The organism is Aminobacter sp. AP02, assembly GCF_003148805.1.
Lineage (GTDB): Bacteria > Pseudomonadota > Alphaproteobacteria > Rhizobiales > Rhizobiaceae > Aminobacter.
The window spans coordinates 262528-277686 of sequence record NZ_QGGX01000003.1 but is presented as its reverse complement, the minus strand read 5'-3'; the positions used below and the strand labels follow the sequence as shown (position 1 = coordinate 277686).

The window sequence follows — 15159 nt, the reverse complement described above, 5'->3', positions numbered from 1 at the left end:
CCCAAGGACTCCTATCCTTAACGAATTCCAAGCTTTACCCTTTGTTTTAGTTTTGTTTTCTTCGAGTTAAGCAAGCCATTTAACGGCGGATTCAAAGCTCCACGGCATTCTCGAAAGCATCGAAAGAGCAGCTCCCGGGACACCGCCGAGGCTGCTCCCAGGAGACAGGCAGGGGACAAGAAAATGGCACGTTTCGAAATCTTTGAAGCTGGCTTCGGCGCGATGGGTTCCACCGCTCAGGCCGACATCCTTCTCGAGTTGGGCATGATGTATGCGACCGGCCGCGATTGCGAAGTCGACGTTGTTGCCGCCCACAAATGGTTCAACATCGCCGCGATCAAGGGTTCCGCCCGCGCCGCCGAACTGCGCTCGGAACTGTCGGGTTCGATGTCCAAGCTCGACCTCGTCAAGGCGCTGCGCGAAGCGCGCGAATGGATGACGATGCACTAAGTGCATGACCCCGAAAATCGACCTAGATTTTCGGAAAGGATCATGCGCCAACGTAAAGTTCTGCTTCCGGGGGGAAGATCGGGGCCGCCCGCACGGCGGCTTCCAACAACAAGAGCGCGACGGTCTGAAGGACGGGCGAGGCGCGCCAGAAATGAACAGGGCAGGCGAACTCTCGAGAAGGCCAAAGACGCCTCACGGAGTTTCCATGAAAAAGGCCGCGACCGATCGAAACAAGATCGGCGCGGCTTTTTCGTTTTTCTATCGGTCTGGCGGAAAACGCTGGTTGCATCAGCGATTGCAGGCACAATATCCTGTCGCCCATGCGCCAAGACAAGGCCAGGGCGCGCTGACAGCTTTCGTCGATTGCACGTTTGGCGCGAATCCGGCATGTCCAATGCGTCCAAGGGAGAGGAAACAATGCATCTGAAACGTTCTATCGGCGCGCTGCTCGCGCTTTCGCTCAGCGCCGGCGTGGCATTCGCCCAAGACATCGGAATTGCCGTCGTCGGCCCGATGACCGGCCAGCTCGCCAACATTGGTGACCAGTTCAAACACGGCGCGGAAGCGGCGGTCAAGGCGATCAACGAAAAGGGCGGCGTCATGGGCCGCCAGCTCAAGCTTTCGGTTGAAGACGACGTCTGCGATCCCAAGCAGGCCGTTTCGGTCGCCAACCGCATCGTTGCCAACGGCATCAAGTTCATCGACGGTCATGCCTGCTCGGGCTCGAGCATCCCGGCATCGGCCGTCTATGCCGAGAGCGGTGCGCTGATGATGTCGCCGGCCTCGTCCAACCCGATCATGACCGACGATGCTGCCGCCAAGGGCTGGTCGACGATCATGCGCCTCTACACCCGCGACGACGCCCAGGGTGCTTTCATCGGGCCGTGGATCGCCGAGAAGTACAAGGGCAAGAACGTCGTCGTGCTGCACGACAAGAGCGCCTACGGCCAGGGCGTGGCGGATGCCGTCAGAAAGACGATGAACACCGGCGGCCTGACTGAAATCCTCTACGAAGGCATCAATGCCGGCGAAAAGGACTATTCGGCGCTCGTCACCAAGCTCAAGGAACTGAAGGCCGATGTGGTCTATTTCGGCGGTTATCACCCCGAGGCTGGCCTGATCCTGCGCCAGTCGGCCGAGCAGGGCTTCAAGTTCCAGCTGATCATGCCCGACTCGATCGCGTCGCCTGAGTTCTGGCAGATCGCCGGTCCTGCCGGTGAGGGCACCATGTTCGTGTTCCCCTCCGATCCGCAGGCCAAGCCCGAAGCCAAGGAAGCCGTCGAGAAGATCAAGGCCGGCGGTTTCGTGCCGGAAGGCTTCACCCTGTTCTCCTACGCCACGATCCAGGCTTTCGCGCAGGGCATCGAGCGTGCGGGTACCGACGATCCGATCAAGGTCGCCGAGGCGCTGAAGAACGGCCAGCCGATCCAGACTGTCGTCGGCGATGTCATCTTCGACGAGAAGGGCGACCTCAAGAACGCCAGCTACGACATCAACCAGTGGCATGACGGCAAGTACGCGCCGATCAAGCCGTAAGCCTGGCTTCTGATGTTTGCTTGCAATGGCCGGGCCTGTCCCGGCCATTGTCGTTTTCGCTGGCTTGGAGCAAGATGGTTGCATTCGCACACCGACACTGAACTCGGGTCGTTCTGGCCGTCGGGAAGTGCGCGTCGAATTCAGGAGGAAACTGCCATGAGCCTTCGTATCAATGACACCGCCCCGGACTTCAAAGCCGACACCACGGAAGGCCCGATCAACTTCCATGACTGGATTGGCGACGGCTATGCGGTCCTGTTTTCCCATCCCAAGGATTTCACCCCCGTCTGCACCACCGAGCTCGGCTACATGGCCGGGCTGAAGGCCGATTTCGCCAAGCGCAACGCCAAGATGATCGGCATTTCGGTCGATCCGGTCGAAAATCACCACAAATGGAAGGCCGACATCGAAAAACTGTCTGGCAACAAGGTCGATTATCCGATGATCGGCGATCCCACGCTCGCCGTCGCCAAGCTATACGACATGCTGCCGGCGAGTGCCGGCGACAGTTCGGAGGGGCGCACGCCCGCCGACAACGCCACCGTGCGGTCGGTGTTCGTCATCGGTCCTGACAAGAAGGTCAAGCTGACCCTGACCTATCCGATGTCGACCGGACGCAACTTCGACGAAATCCTGCGCGCGCTGGATTCGATCCAGCTGACCGCCAAGTATCAGGTAGCAACGCCTGTACAGTGGAAGCAGGGCGACGACGTCATCGTCACCGCAGCCGTGTCGGACGAGGACGCCATCAAACGTTTTGGCTCGTTCGAGCGCGTTCTGCCCTATCTCAGGAAGACCAAGCAGCCGACTTCGCACTGAAGCATCGATTGTCGCATCCGGAGCCGCGCCGCCAGGCGCGGCTTTGTCAGCTCATGCCGACATAGCGGCCGGGGCGATGGTTGATGGCGATGATCAGGTTGAGCACGGCCGCACCCACGACCGACAGGGCGACCTTGTCGAGATCGATGTAAAACAGCGATACGATCAGGATCGTAAGATCGACCCCGAGCTGGAAATAGCCGGCGCGGATGCCGTAATTGTCCTGCAGGTAGAGCGCCAATATGTTGAAGCCGCCCAGCCCGGCGCGATGGCGAAACAGCACCAGAAGCCCCATGCCCATCAGTCCGCCACCGGCAATCGCCGCATAGAGCGGGTTCAGCTGCCCGATGCCGATCCAGTCGGGCGTCAACTTCGACAGCACCGAAATCAGCGCCACCGCAGCAAAGGTGCGCAGCGCGAACGGCCAGCCCATGCGTTTCACCGCCAGATAATAGAACGGCAGGTTGATGACGAAGAACACGGCGCCGAAGCCGTAGCCGGTGACATACTGGATGAGCAGCGCCAGGCCGGCCGAGCTGCCTGTGATCAGCCCGGCTTGGGTGTAGAGGACCAGTCCCAGCGCCACCAGCATCGTGCCGGTGAGCAGCGCCAGCACGTCTTCGTAGAGACGGTGCGGTACGGCATCGCTGTTGGTATCGGTCACGGGGCTCGCCTGTCGATGATTGCTGCAATGCAGCACTAAAACATCAGCCCGAAAATCGAAACCGATTTTCGGGCTGATCTCGTATGCACAAATCGCAATGGTGCAGGCTATTCCTCGAAGCGCACCAGCACAGTTCCATCCGTGACTTGCGCGCCTTCGGTGGCGATTTCGCTGATCACGCCGTCATGGGTGGCCGTGATGGTGTGCTCCATCTTCATAGCTTCGAGCACCAGAAGCGGCTGGCCCTTGCTGACCTTGTCGCCCTTGGCGGCACGCACCAGCTTGACCAGGCCCGGCATCGGCGCGCGCATGCTCGATGTGCCTTCGCCGATTTCGGCCGCTCGGGCGAACGGGTCGCTGATGGCGAAGTCGAAGGAGCGGCCGTTTTCGAACACCGTAACGTGGCCGGGCCACGCGGCAACGGTATCGCCGACGGCGTCATCTGCGCCGGGCGACAGCACGAAGGCGTCGGAGCCTTCTGGCTGCACCGCGAAACGCCCGTCGGCCCGCGCCATGATATGGGCGGTGATCACCGCACCGCCAAACGACAGGCTTGCACGCCGTGCCACCGGGTTGAAGTGACTGTAGCCGTTCAGGCTCGACCAAGGATCTTCCGTGGTCGTCGCTGCCGTTGCCCCCGTGGCCGCCAGTGCCGCAAGCGCGACCGCCCGGCTGCTCGGCGCGGCAGTTGTCGTCAACTCTTCCTGCTTTCGCCCGATCAGGCCGGTGTCGACATCGCCGCAGGCAAAGTCGACGTCGCGCGCCAGCGCTGCCAGGAACGCTGCATTGGTGGTCGATCCGGCCACTTCGGTATGGGTGACCGCTTCGGCCAACGCGTCGAGTGCGCTCGCGCGGTCGGGGCCATGCGTCACCACCTTGGCGATCATCGGATCGTAAAAGGGCGAAATGGCATCGCCCTGGCGTACGCCTGTTTCAACGCGGATCTCGGTGCCCGCGGCCGTCTCGGTCGGGAAACGCAGATGATGCAGTGTGCCGATCGCCGGCAGAAACCCCTTCGCCGGGTCTTCGGCATAGAGCCTTGCTTCGAAGGCGTGGCCATCGAGCCCGATGCCGTCCTGCCCCAAAGGCAGTTCTTCGCCAGCAGCCACGCGCAATTGCCATTCCACCAGATCGACGCCGGTCACCATCTCGGTCACCGGATGCTCGACCTGCAGGCGCGTGTTCATCTCCATGAACCAGAAGCGGTCGGGTTTGAGCCCCTCTGACGCGTCGACGATGAACTCGATCGTGCCAGCACCGGAATATCCGATCGCCTTGGCGGCTTTCACCGCGGCTTCCGTCATCGCCGCGCGTAATTCCGGCGTCATGCCGGGGGCCGGGGCTTCCTCGATCACCTTCTGGTGGCGGCGCTGCGCCGAGCAGTCGCGCTCGAACAGATGCACGGCGTTGCGGAAATTGTCGCCGAACACCTGCACCTCGATATGGCGCGGCTTGTCGACATATTTTTCGACCAGAACGCGGTCGTCGCCGAAGGCAGCCTTGGCCTCGCGCCGTGCCCCCGACAGCGCGTCGACAAAATCATCTGGATGGTCGACGCGGCGCATGCCCTTGCCGCCGCCGCCGGCGCGCGCCTTGATCAGCACGGGATAGCCGATCTCGCGTGCCTTGCTGGCGAGGATGACGATTTCCTGCGCTTCGCCGTGATAGCCCGGCACCACCGGAACGCCGGCCTTTTCCATCAGCCGCTTGGCGGCATCCTTGAGCCCCATGGCGCGGATCGAGTCCGCCGAGGGTCCGATGAACACAAGCCCGGCTTGCGTCACCTGGTCGACGAAATCGGGGTTTTCGGAGAGAAAGCCGTAGCCGGGATGGATGGCTTCGGCGCCAGTCGCCTTGGCCGCCGCGATGATGACGTCGCCGCGCAGATAACTCTCGGCTACGGGTGAGCCGCCGATATGCACGGCCTCGTCGGCCATCGACACATGCAGTGCGCGCGCATCCGCATCCGAATAGACGGCCACCGTCTTCACGCCCATCTTGCGGGCGGTGCGGATGACGCGGCAGGCGATTTCGCCGCGATTGGCGATGAGGATTTTCGAGAACATTCCTTGATCCCCCATCACATCCTGAACACGCCGAACTTGGTGTCGGCAATGGGCGCATTGAGCGCGGCAGACAGGCTCAGCGCCAGCACCTCGCGCGTCTTTGCCGGGTCGATGATTCCGTCGTCCCAAAGGCGCGCCGACGAATAGAGCGGGTGCCCCTCGCGTTCGTACTTCTCAAGGATCGGCGCGCGGAACTCGCCCTCCTCCTCCTTCGACCAGCTTCCGCCCTTGCGCTCGATTCCCTCGCGCTTGACCATGGCGAGTACCGTTGCCGCCTGCTCGCCGCCCATCACCGAGATGCGGGCGTTCGGCCACATCCACAGGAAGCGGGGCGAGTAGGCCCGGCCGCACATGCCGTAATTGCCGGCGCCGAACGAGCCGCCGATGATGACAGTCACCTTCGGCACCTGGGCGGTTGCCACCGCCGTCACCAGCTTGGCGCCGTCCTTGGCGATGCCGCCGGCCTCATATTTCGCGCCGACCATGAAGCCGGTGATGTTCTGCAGGAACACCAGCGGGATCTTGCGTTGGCAGCACAGTTCGATGAAATGCGCGCCCTTGAGCGCACTCTCCGAAAACAATACGCCATTGTTGGCGATGATGCCGACCGGCATGCCGTGGATATGGGCAAAGCCCGTCACCAGCGTGGTGCCATAGTTCTGCTTGAACTCGTCGAATTCCGAACCGTCGACGACGCGGGCGATCACTTCACGCACGTCATAGGGCTGGCGCAGGTCGGCGGGGATCACGCCATAGACCTCTTCTGGCGCATGAACAGGCGGAATCGATTTCTGCAGGACCAGTCCGATGTCCTTCTTCCGATTCAGGTTTTTGACGATGCGCCGGACGATCGCCAGCGCATGCTCGTCGTCCACGGCATAGTGGTCGGCGACGCCGGAGACACGCGTGTGCAGGTCGGCACCGCCTAGCTCCTCGGCACTCACATCTTCGCCAGTTGCGGCCTTCACCAGTGGCGGCCCGGCGAGGAAGATCGTCGCCTGGTTGCGCACCATGACGGTCTCGTCCGACATTGCCGGAACATAGGCGCCACCGGCGGTGCACGACCCCATGACGCAGGCGATCTGCGGAATGCCCGCCGCCGACATGTTGGCCTGGTTGAAGAAGATGCGGCCGAAGTGATCGCGGTCGGGGAAAACCTCGTCCTGGTTGGGCAGGTTGGCGCCGCCTGAATCGACCAGGTAGATGCAGGGCAGGTTGTTCTGCAGCGCGATCTCTTGCGCGCGCAGGTGCTTTTTCACTGTCAGCGGATAATAGGTCCCGCCCTTCACTGTGGCGTCGTTGACCACCACCATGACCTCGGTGCCCTCGACACGGCCGATGCCGGCGATCACGCCTGCCGAGGCTATGTCGCCGCCATAGAGGCCCCAGGCGGCGAATTGCCCAACCTCGAGGAAGGGCGAACCGGCGTCGAGCAGTTGCGCCAGTCTCTCCCTCGGCAGCAGCTTTCCGCGCGAGGCGTGCCGCTTGCGTGCCTCATCCGAACCGCCGCGCTCCACCGTTGCAGCCTTGTCGCGTATGTCCGCCACCAGCGTTCGCAGGCGCGCGGCGTTGGCCTTGAAGCTTTCGGAGGAGGGGGAGAGCTGGGAGTGAAGCGTCGGCATTTTTCCTCTTGGAGTGATACCCATGCGATGCCGCGCGAGAAGCGCGAAGCAGTCATGGTGGGTGGCGAATCTAACGCACTAGCCTCGGAATTCCGGCGAAGTCCAGCATCGTGTGGCTCTTAACGTATGACCTCTATCTTGCAGCCGACGTCGAGATCGGCCCAGTTCCGGTCGGCGGTAACAGCAGTTCGTTCGGTCAGTATCGCCAGCGCCAGGCAGGCACGGTCGCCGAGTGAAAGGCCCTTGTGGCGCGTCGATGAACGAAGGTGCCCGGCGACGAGCGCCAGGTGATGGTCGAACGACACCACCTCAAGATGCATGTTCTCATACTGCTGCCTCACTGCAACTTCGTCGTAGCCCTTGTCGATAAGCTTCGAGATGACCTCCGTGGTGTTGACCGCACAGATCACGCTCTTGTCGACCAGCGCATGCACTCGGCCGGCTCCAGGCTCTTGCAGCATGGCGGCCAGCACTGCCGAGGCGTCGAGCACGATCACTCTTCACCCCACATCGCGCGGCGCTCGGCGAGAAATTCGTCGACAACGCTCTCGCCCGGCTTCTTGTACTTCGCCATTTCGTCCTGAACCCTGGTGAGGGCCATCTGGTGCGAGATCAGTCTCAGTTCTCCGTTCTCGACATGCGCGACCAGATCGTCGCCGGGCCTGATGCCCATTTCCTCGCGCATCGCCGCGGGGATGACGACACGGCCGCCGTCGCCGACGCGCAGGCGCTCGAACTTTGGCGGCTTGCGCAGCAATTCGTCCCTGATCCTGGAGCTGTATGGCTTCTGCGGTTCCTCGGCGAAGCCCTTGGGTGTCTCTGGCTCAGTCATGGCATGAACCTCGATCTGTGGCAGAAGGCGAAATTATGCCATGAATGACCAGTTGCGGCAAATTGCTACCACACGGCACCCCAGCGGGGTGGTCATCGGCTTTGACGCCAGAAACTGTTTTCTGCGCGATCCCGATCCAGTTGTTCGCTGGGCTCCTCATCGCGGCACGATCTGCCCGTTTCGGCACTGGTAGACTTTGTCGGACAGAAGGTTGAAGCCATCCTGGTACGTGAACTCGATCAATTTGAGGGCAATGTCGTCAGCTTGCGGGTTCGAACTGTCGCGTAAGTACAATTGGTCGTAGCTTGCCACGACGATAAGTGGCTCGTGCGCCATAGCGCGATCGACACTGCTCCAGAAATCGTCCAGCAGCACCAGGCTTGGCGTCAAGAACTCATTTCCCTTGACGGAATAGCCCTCCACGCCAGGGATCTGGTTGAACGTGATGACATTGGTGAGCCACTTTGAGACGTTGCGCTTCGCTTCGGTTACATCCTTGTGGTTCATTTCGTCATCGTGCAGAGGAGACATGGCTTCGGGCAGATCGGCCATGAGAACCATGTGCAGATCGCCTGCTAACGGCTCATGTCTCATGTTGGCTCCCTTTTGGGCCAGCAGGTCGACATAGGCCCGGGAGCGCAGGACCACTACCAAGTTGTCTTCGGAGAGAGTTCTTTTGGCATCAGGAGCCAATTGAGCCAATAAACGTTCGATCGTTGTTTCGACGTTTTCGCCGGGATAAGCGTCCAAGCGCTGAAAGGTGTTGGTCAGGTCCAGCGTCCAGGTCTTGTCCTTGTATGTCATTCGAAGAATTGCCGGATCCTTGTCGTCCGGCTTGACTTCGCTGACATCTTGTCGTGCCAGAAGACGTTCCATCACATGCTTGCGAAAGAGATCGATTCTGGAAAAGTATTTTTCTCCTGCCGATACGGCGCCGTAGTAAAAGAAGAAAGGAAGCATGCTGCTAAGCAGTACGTCTCTTCTCTTGATCAGCGGATGCATCTTTCTCCCCCGTATAGATTTGGCAGATAACCATATCTATACTGCTATCACGCGTCTTCCGCCATGATCTCGCGGCCGATCAGCCAGCGCCTGATTTCGCTGGTGCCCGCGCCAATTTCGTAGAGTTTTGAATCGCGCAGCAGCCGGCCGGTGGGATAGTCGTTGATGTAGCCGTTGCCACCGAGCAATTGCAGCGCATCGAGGGCGCACTGCGTCGCCTTCTCCGCGGCAAACAAGACGCAGCCAGCGGCATCCTTGCGGGTCGTCTGGCCCCGGTCGCAAGCGGCGGCCACGGCATAGACATAGGCACGAGCGGCATTCATCGTCGAATACATGTCGGCGAGCTTGCCCTGAACGAGCTGGAATTCGCCGATCGGCTGGCCGAACTGCTTGCGGTCGTGGACATAAGGCACCGCCACGTCCAGGCATGCCGCCATGATGCCGATCGGCCCCCCGGCCAGCACCACGCGCTCATAGTCGAGCCCCGACATCAACACTTCGACGCCAAGCCCTTCTTCATGCAGTACGTTTTCGAACGGCACCTCGACATTGTCGAACACCAGCTCGCCGGTGTTCGAGCCGCGCATGCCGAGCTTGTCGAGCTTTTGCGCGACCGAGAATCCCTTCATCGTCCTTTCGATGATGAAGGCGGTGATGCCGCGCGACTTCCTGTCCGGATCGGTCTTGGCATAGACCACCAGCGTGTCGGCGTCGGGACCGTTGGTGATCCACATCTTCGAGCCGTTGAGCACAAAACGGTCGTTGCGCTTCTCGGCCTTAAGCCGGAGCGACACGACATCCGAGCCCGAGCCGCTCTCCGACATGGCGAGCGCGCCGACATTCTCGCCCGAACACAGCTTGGGCAGGTATTTCGCTTTCTGCTCGGCCGTGCCCCAGCGCTTGATCTGGTTCACGCACAGGTTCGAATGCGCACCGTAAGACAGCCCGACCGAGGCCGAAGCGCGGGAAATCTCCTCGACCGCCACCACATGGGCGAGATAGCCCATGCCCGAGCCGCCATGTTCCGGATCGGCAGTGATGCCGAGCAGGCCAAGCGCGCCCAGCTCCTGCCAGAGATGCGCGGGAAACTCGTTGTCGCGGTCGATGTCGGCGGCAATCGGGGCAACGCGGTCCTGTGCGAAGCGCCGCACCATCTCGCGTAGGCTGTCGATATCTTCACCAAGCCCGAAGTTCAGCGTCTTGTCGTACATGCCTGTCCTCCGTGTTCGGCCTGGCGCCGGTCAGGCGCATCGTCATGGCCAGATAAGTCGCGGTCACTTCATCGACCGACAGTCTTTCATCGGGACGAAACCAGACGATGACGCCGGTGATCATCTGGATGATCGCCATGGCGGTCAGCCCGGTGTCGTCGACCTCCAGCACGCCGCTGTCCGCGCCGTCGCGCAGGATGGTCCTGAGCTCCTTCTCGTAGGCGGTGCGGAGCTTGAGGATGCTGGTCAGATTATCGCGCGAAAGGCTGCGCAACTCCATGTTCGAGACATGGGTGGCGTGGCGGCGCTCGACGTGGAAGCGGATGTGGTTGGCGGCAAAGGCGGTCAATCGGGCGACGGGATCGTCATTGTCGGGGCGTGCGTTGTCCCATGTGGCGGCCAGTTCCACCATGTGCTCGCGCATCAGCGTGTGGAGCAGGTCTTCCTTGGTCGGAAAGTAGCGGTAGAGCGCAGCTGCCTGAACGCCGACTTCGGCGGCCAGCTGGCGCATGGTCACGGCCTCGAACCCATGGCGCGCGATCAGCTGCACCGCCGCGTCGCGGATTGCCGCTTCGGTTCTTTCGCCGTCCGAGCCTGCCGTTCGCGCCATTCCAGCCATTCCTCCCGAATGGCGATATTAATAAAACGAACGTTTAATTAATTCAAGTGTTGATCATTACGGCTATTGGTGGCGGCGCGGACAACGCCGCGCCGGCCATTGGTTCATGTCTTGTGTGCCGTTCAGCCGCGCGCGGCGGCGATCGCGCCGGGCAATTCCTCGGCGAAAATGTCGATCTCGTGGTCGAGCCCGACGCTCACCCTGATGCAGCGGTCGAGCACCGGCGCCATCGGCTTGCGGATGAAGACATCGCGCGCCAGAAGGTTGCGCATGATGGCAAGCGCGAATGCCGCGTCGCCGCCGCAGTCGATGGTGACGAAGTTCGTCGCCGAGGGCAGGGGCTTGAGCCCATTGTCGCGAGCGATTGTTGCGATGCGCTCACGCCCCGCCGCTACCTTGGCGACTACATCGGCCAGATAGGCCTGGTCGGCGAGCGCTTCTTCGCCCGCGATCTGCGCCATGCGGCTCACGCCATAATGGTTGCGCACCTTTTCGAAACTGGCGATCACCTCGGCATCGCCCAAGGCATAGCCGCAGCGGATGCCGGCAAGTCCATAGGCCTTGGAGAAGGTGCGCATGCGCACGACGTTAGGGCGCGAAACATCGACAGGGGGCAGAGCCGAAGCTGGAGCGGTCTCGCCATAGGCTTCGTCGAGAATCAGCGTCGTCGTCTCTGGCAGTGCTTCGATGAAGGAAAGGATGTCGTCCGTTTCCCACCAGCTGCCCATCGGATTGTCCGGATTGGACAGGTAGACGACCGGCGCGTTTTCGCGTTTCACCGCGTCGAGCAGGCCCTGAAGATCTTCCCTGTCGTTTTGGAACGGCACCGGCACCAGCCGTGCACCGACGCTAGCGACGTGGAAATTGAAGGTTGGATATGCGCCGAGAGAGGTGACGACCGGGGTGCCTTCGGCGGCGTACATCCGCACCACCAGGTTGAGCAGTCCGTCTATGCCTTCGCCGACAACGACATTGTCGGCACCAAGCCCGAGATGGCGTGCCAGCGCGAGTTTGAGGTCATGATTGTCCGGATCGCAGTACTTCCACATGTCGGCTGCAACCTCCTGCATGCGCGCCATGACGCGCGGCGAAGGACCAAAACCGCTTTCGTTGGCGCCCATGCGGGCCCTGAACGGCCTGCCGCGCTCACGCTCCTGCGCCTCGGGCCCGACGAAGGGTACGGTGACGGGCAAGGCGCGGATGACGGGGGTCAGAAGCGGGCGTGTGGTCATGGCAGCATACTCATTGGCTCAACCCGCCCCAAACAAGGCGCGGAAATCTTGGAAGACTACGCCTATACGACAAAAGGGGCAGGGCTTGCATGCGCTTTGTGGCGGTGGCCGAGGTTTAGGGAGCCGGCGCGACGCTATCCGGCGATTCTTGGCGCAGTGTCGCCAGCGCCCCCACGGTTGCTCCCGTTTCGATTGGCCTCACGCGCCGTCTACCGGCGCGCGTCGCGCTCGATTGGCTTGTCAGTGCCGCTCCAGAACCACCACGCAGCGGTCGAGGTCGTTGGTTGCCAGGTGGGCGTAACGCATCGTCATCGTCAGCGTCTGGTGGCCGAGCCACATCTGCACGCGGCGAATGTCGATGCCGCCTTGCACCAGCCGCGACGCGCAGGTGTGGCGCAAGATGTGCGGGACCACCTGGTCGTCCGCGGCCAGGCCCACTTCGGCTTTGGCTTCGTTCCATATCGCGCGGAACTGGGGCTGCGTCAGCATGGCGAAGGGGCCCTTCGGGCGCGGCCCGCGTTCCGGTGGCCACTTTGCCGTTTCCCTTGCGCGAACGGTCAGCGGAATGGTGCGGCTGCGGCCGGATTTGGTGATCCAGAAGCTGACACGGGTGTCTTGAATATCGTTCCAGATCAGGCCGATGGCCTCGCCAAGGCGGCACCCGGTATCGACCAGGAATACCGACAGACGGTAGGCATCTTCACTGCGGGACTTGATGGCGGCAAAGAGCCTGTCCTCTTCCTCGGGCTCGAGAAAGCGGATTCGTCCCGCCCGCTCCTTTTGGCGGCGGAACTCTGGCAGGCTGTGGACGTCTCCCATCTTGTAGGCCTTGCGCAGTAGTTTGCTCAATGCGGCCATCTTTCGATTGATGGTCGCGTTGCTGTTACCGCGTTGGCGCAGGGAGCCTATCAGGCCGTCGAGCGCCTCCTGGGAAAAAGCGCTGAAGCGCTCGCCTAGAAGAATCTCGTCGATCTCGCCGATGAAAGAGCTGACGTTGTATTTGTGCTTTCCATCGTCCCATAGAATATCTTTGTAGGACGCAAAAAGCTCTAAAACCCTAAACGACTTTACTTCTTTAATAGTATTGAAATTGTAAGTTACCTTGCAATTCGTCATTAGGGCGGCAGAATGATGGCCGCTCAAAATATGATCCTTTGAAGTTGCTTTCTTCATAAATTTTCCGGCAACCCATCGACGAAATGCAGCCAACGCTACTCTACGTCGTGGTGGCCGGCAAGATGGCGGCAAATATCATATGGCTCGTGGCAATGCGGCAGGGGCAATTCTTTCCCGGCTTCGGACTGCACTCGCCTACAACGTCCTTCCAGCTCCTCCATTTGGTTCGACATCCCGACGCTGCCGTCGGTAGAAAAACGGCCCAGGTCTCTCGCGAAACCCGGGCCGCCTTTTTGTTTACGACGTCTGCTTATTAGAACGCAGCGTCGAGACGCAGGAAGCCAGCGAAGCCGCCGCCATTGCCGAAGTCGTCGAAGGTGTCGCCATCGTAGTAGTTGAGGGCGAGCTTGGCATCGAGGTTTTCGACGATGTTGTAGTCGATGACTGCGCCGAGCGAGTAGTCGTTGGCGTCGCCTGCCGGGAGACCGTTCAGGTTGTTGTCGTGCGCATCAGCGAAGTACTGACCGCCGAAGCCGACTGCCAGCTTCTCGTTGACCTGGTACTTCAGGTAACCAGCGATCGTCCAGGTGTAGCCGTGGTAAGGACCAGCAGCTGCCAGCGTTTCGGTGCCGCCGATGGCGTTGATGGACCAGAAGGTCGGGCCCGACTCGTAGCCTGCCAGAACCTGCAGGGTGAGGGCGTCGGTTGCCTTGAAGTTGCCGATCGCCTTGAGAGCGAACTCTTCGTAGGCATTGTCATAGCCAGCGTACAGGTTGAGCGAACCCCAGCCCTGCGTGATGGCAACCTTGCCGACGACCAGCGGAACGTAGTCGAAGTTGTCCGACTCTTCTTCCAGGCCGAGCGACACTGCGATGCCGTTGCCAGCGTCGAAGGTGTAGCGGATCTGGTTGATTCGGTCGCCGCCGCCCGAATCGAACTCGCCGTCGAGGTCGCCGTCGAACAGGGTGTCGGTGTGACCGACGAGCAGGCCGCCGAGCTCGAAGTAGGCATGACGCAGAGCCGTATTGCCCTCGGACTTGACGCCGGTCCAGACGTCAAACTCTTCGCCGGTCTCCGGGTCAGTGTCATGCACCCAGCCGCCGCCGCCGATGCTCGCCTGGAACTCGATGTAGCGGCGGAACGTGCCGTACTCGGTTTCCGAACGTGCGTCGAACTTCAGACGGGCGAGCGCCTGCTTGTTCCAGCCGTCGTCGCCAATGTGTTCGGCGAAGTCGATCTGGTAACGAACGAGGCCGCCAACCTTGAGGCAGGTCTCGGTGCCGGGGATGTAGTAGAAGCCCGCGCCGTAGACGTCGCAGATGCGGACGTATTCCATGGGCTCCGGCTCAGCGACGACGACAGCGTCGGCCGCACGAGCGCCGGAGACTGCGAGCAGAGCCGCAGCGGAGCCGAGAAGAAGGCTCTTAATGTTCATTTTCTGACCTCCAGTCAAAAGTTTCAAAAGAGGGTCTGGGTATTTTTTGCTGAAGGACAGCGTTCCCTGCCCCATCCCCGTTTGAAAAAGATGCGCACCGCGCTCCCTCTTCGATCCCGACATTACCCATGAGCCGGCGCGGTTCAACAGCCATCGCAATCTACAGGGGGCTCTGGGCGCGCTATCGGTATGCGATGTTGCACAAATGACACGATTTGATACCTCCCATAAAGAAGTCGTTAAGAAATGGGGCATGCAGACGCCGTTTTCCCGCGGCCCGAGCCGTCTCTTGTGTCCCATCTGAGTTGCATTGTTCTCGAATCTTGAAGCGCTGGCGAGCTCGTCAGGAAGGAATGAGCATCGACGATTCGCGCAGTGAGGTAGCCTGGCGACGCTTTTTATGTCGATTGTCGCAAAGGCTTATTGATTGTGCCGCCCCTTTTCTTTATCCAGCGGCGCAACGGAGAGGTGGCCGAGTGGTCGAAGGCGCTCCCCTGCTAAGGGAGTAGAGGTCAAAAGCTTCTCGTGGGTTCGAATCCCATCCTCTCCGCCAGC

Annotated in this window: 15 protein-coding genes and 1 tRNA gene; 5 read left to right on the top strand and 11 right to left on the bottom strand. The window is 61.2% G+C overall.

What is annotated here, in order from left to right; genetic code table 11:
- The first annotated feature begins 183 nt into the window (after positions 1-183).
- The 4 genes from C8K44_RS05240 to C8K44_RS05230 all read left to right on the top strand — a co-directional run bounded on the left by C8K44_RS05240 (position 184) and on the right by C8K44_RS05230 (position 2805).
- Positions 184-450: a sel1 repeat family protein gene (locus C8K44_RS05240; protein ID WP_109574697.1), complete on the top strand. Its 267-nt coding sequence runs from the start codon at positions 184-186 to the stop codon at positions 448-450.
- A 205-nt stretch (positions 451-655) separates the two neighbouring features.
- Positions 656-877, top strand: coding sequence for a hypothetical protein (locus tag C8K44_RS27255; protein ID WP_146203907.1), 222 nt, complete (start codon positions 656-658; stop codon positions 875-877).
- Positions 868-1986: an ABC transporter substrate-binding protein gene (locus C8K44_RS05235; protein ID WP_109574815.1), complete on the top strand. Its 1119-nt coding sequence runs from the start codon at positions 868-870 to the stop codon at positions 1984-1986. Before C8K44_RS27255 ends, C8K44_RS05235 begins: the two co-directional genes overlap by 10 nt.
- Positions 1987-2142: 156 nt before the next feature.
- The gene (locus C8K44_RS05230; protein WP_109574696.1) at positions 2143-2805 is read left to right on the top strand and encodes a peroxiredoxin; all 663 of its coding nucleotides are present in this window, start codon (positions 2143-2145) and stop codon (positions 2803-2805) included.
- A gap of 46 nt (positions 2806-2851) precedes the next feature.
- Here the strand turns inward: C8K44_RS05230 and C8K44_RS05225 are convergent, their stop codons facing one another.
- The 11 genes from C8K44_RS05225 to C8K44_RS05170 form a co-directional block, all read right to left on the bottom strand.
- A complete protein-coding gene (locus tag C8K44_RS05225) occupies positions 2852-3469 on the bottom strand; it encodes a YitT family protein (RefSeq protein WP_109574695.1) in 618 nt (205 codons plus the stop codon).
- A gap of 107 nt (positions 3470-3576) precedes the next feature.
- Complete coding sequence (locus C8K44_RS05220) at positions 3577-5535, bottom strand: acetyl/propionyl/methylcrotonyl-CoA carboxylase subunit alpha (RefSeq protein ID WP_109574694.1); 1959 nt, start codon at positions 5533-5535, stop codon at positions 3577-3579.
- A 14-nt stretch (positions 5536-5549) separates the two neighbouring features.
- The gene (locus C8K44_RS05215) at positions 5550-7157 is read right to left on the bottom strand and encodes a carboxyl transferase domain-containing protein (RefSeq protein ID WP_109574693.1); all 1608 of its coding nucleotides are present in this window, start codon (positions 7155-7157) and stop codon (positions 5550-5552) included.
- Between the two features lie 119 nt (positions 7158-7276).
- Positions 7277-7654 (bottom strand): type II toxin-antitoxin system VapC family toxin, encoded by a 378-nt coding sequence (locus C8K44_RS05210; RefSeq protein WP_245417366.1) that lies wholly within the window; start codon positions 7652-7654, stop codon positions 7277-7279.
- Positions 7651-7989: an AbrB/MazE/SpoVT family DNA-binding domain-containing protein gene (locus tag C8K44_RS05205; RefSeq protein ID WP_109574692.1), complete on the bottom strand. Its 339-nt coding sequence runs from the start codon at positions 7987-7989 to the stop codon at positions 7651-7653. Before C8K44_RS05205 ends, C8K44_RS05210 begins: the two co-directional genes overlap by 4 nt.
- 156 nt (positions 7990-8145) lie before the next feature.
- On the bottom strand, positions 8146-8991 hold the full coding sequence (locus tag C8K44_RS05200) for a hypothetical protein (protein WP_109574691.1): 846 nt from the start codon (positions 8989-8991) through the stop codon (positions 8146-8148).
- Positions 8992-9038: 47 nt separating this feature from the next.
- Positions 9039-10202: an isovaleryl-CoA dehydrogenase gene (locus tag C8K44_RS05195; RefSeq protein WP_109574690.1), complete on the bottom strand. Its 1164-nt coding sequence runs from the start codon at positions 10200-10202 to the stop codon at positions 9039-9041.
- A complete protein-coding gene (locus C8K44_RS05190; RefSeq protein WP_109574689.1) occupies positions 10168-10812 on the bottom strand; it encodes a TetR/AcrR family transcriptional regulator in 645 nt (214 codons plus the stop codon). Before C8K44_RS05190 ends, C8K44_RS05195 begins: the two co-directional genes overlap by 35 nt.
- Before the next feature lie 131 nt (positions 10813-10943).
- Positions 10944-12053, bottom strand: a complete 1110-nt coding sequence (locus tag C8K44_RS05185; RefSeq protein WP_109574688.1) for a pyridoxal phosphate-dependent aminotransferase — start codon at positions 12051-12053, stop codon at positions 10944-10946.
- Positions 12054-12293: 240 nt separating this feature from the next.
- The gene (locus C8K44_RS05180; protein WP_245417375.1) at positions 12294-13169 is read right to left on the bottom strand and encodes a site-specific integrase; all 876 of its coding nucleotides are present in this window, start codon (positions 13167-13169) and stop codon (positions 12294-12296) included.
- 313 nt (positions 13170-13482) lie between these two features.
- Positions 13483-14604, bottom strand: a complete 1122-nt coding sequence (locus tag C8K44_RS05170) for a porin (RefSeq protein WP_109574686.1) — start codon at positions 14602-14604, stop codon at positions 13483-13485.
- A 462-nt stretch (positions 14605-15066) separates the two neighbouring features.
- Between C8K44_RS05170 and C8K44_RS05165 the strand changes: the two genes are divergently transcribed.
- Positions 15067-15157, top strand: a tRNA-Ser gene (locus C8K44_RS05165).
- The last annotated feature ends 2 nt before the right edge of the window (positions 15158-15159 follow it).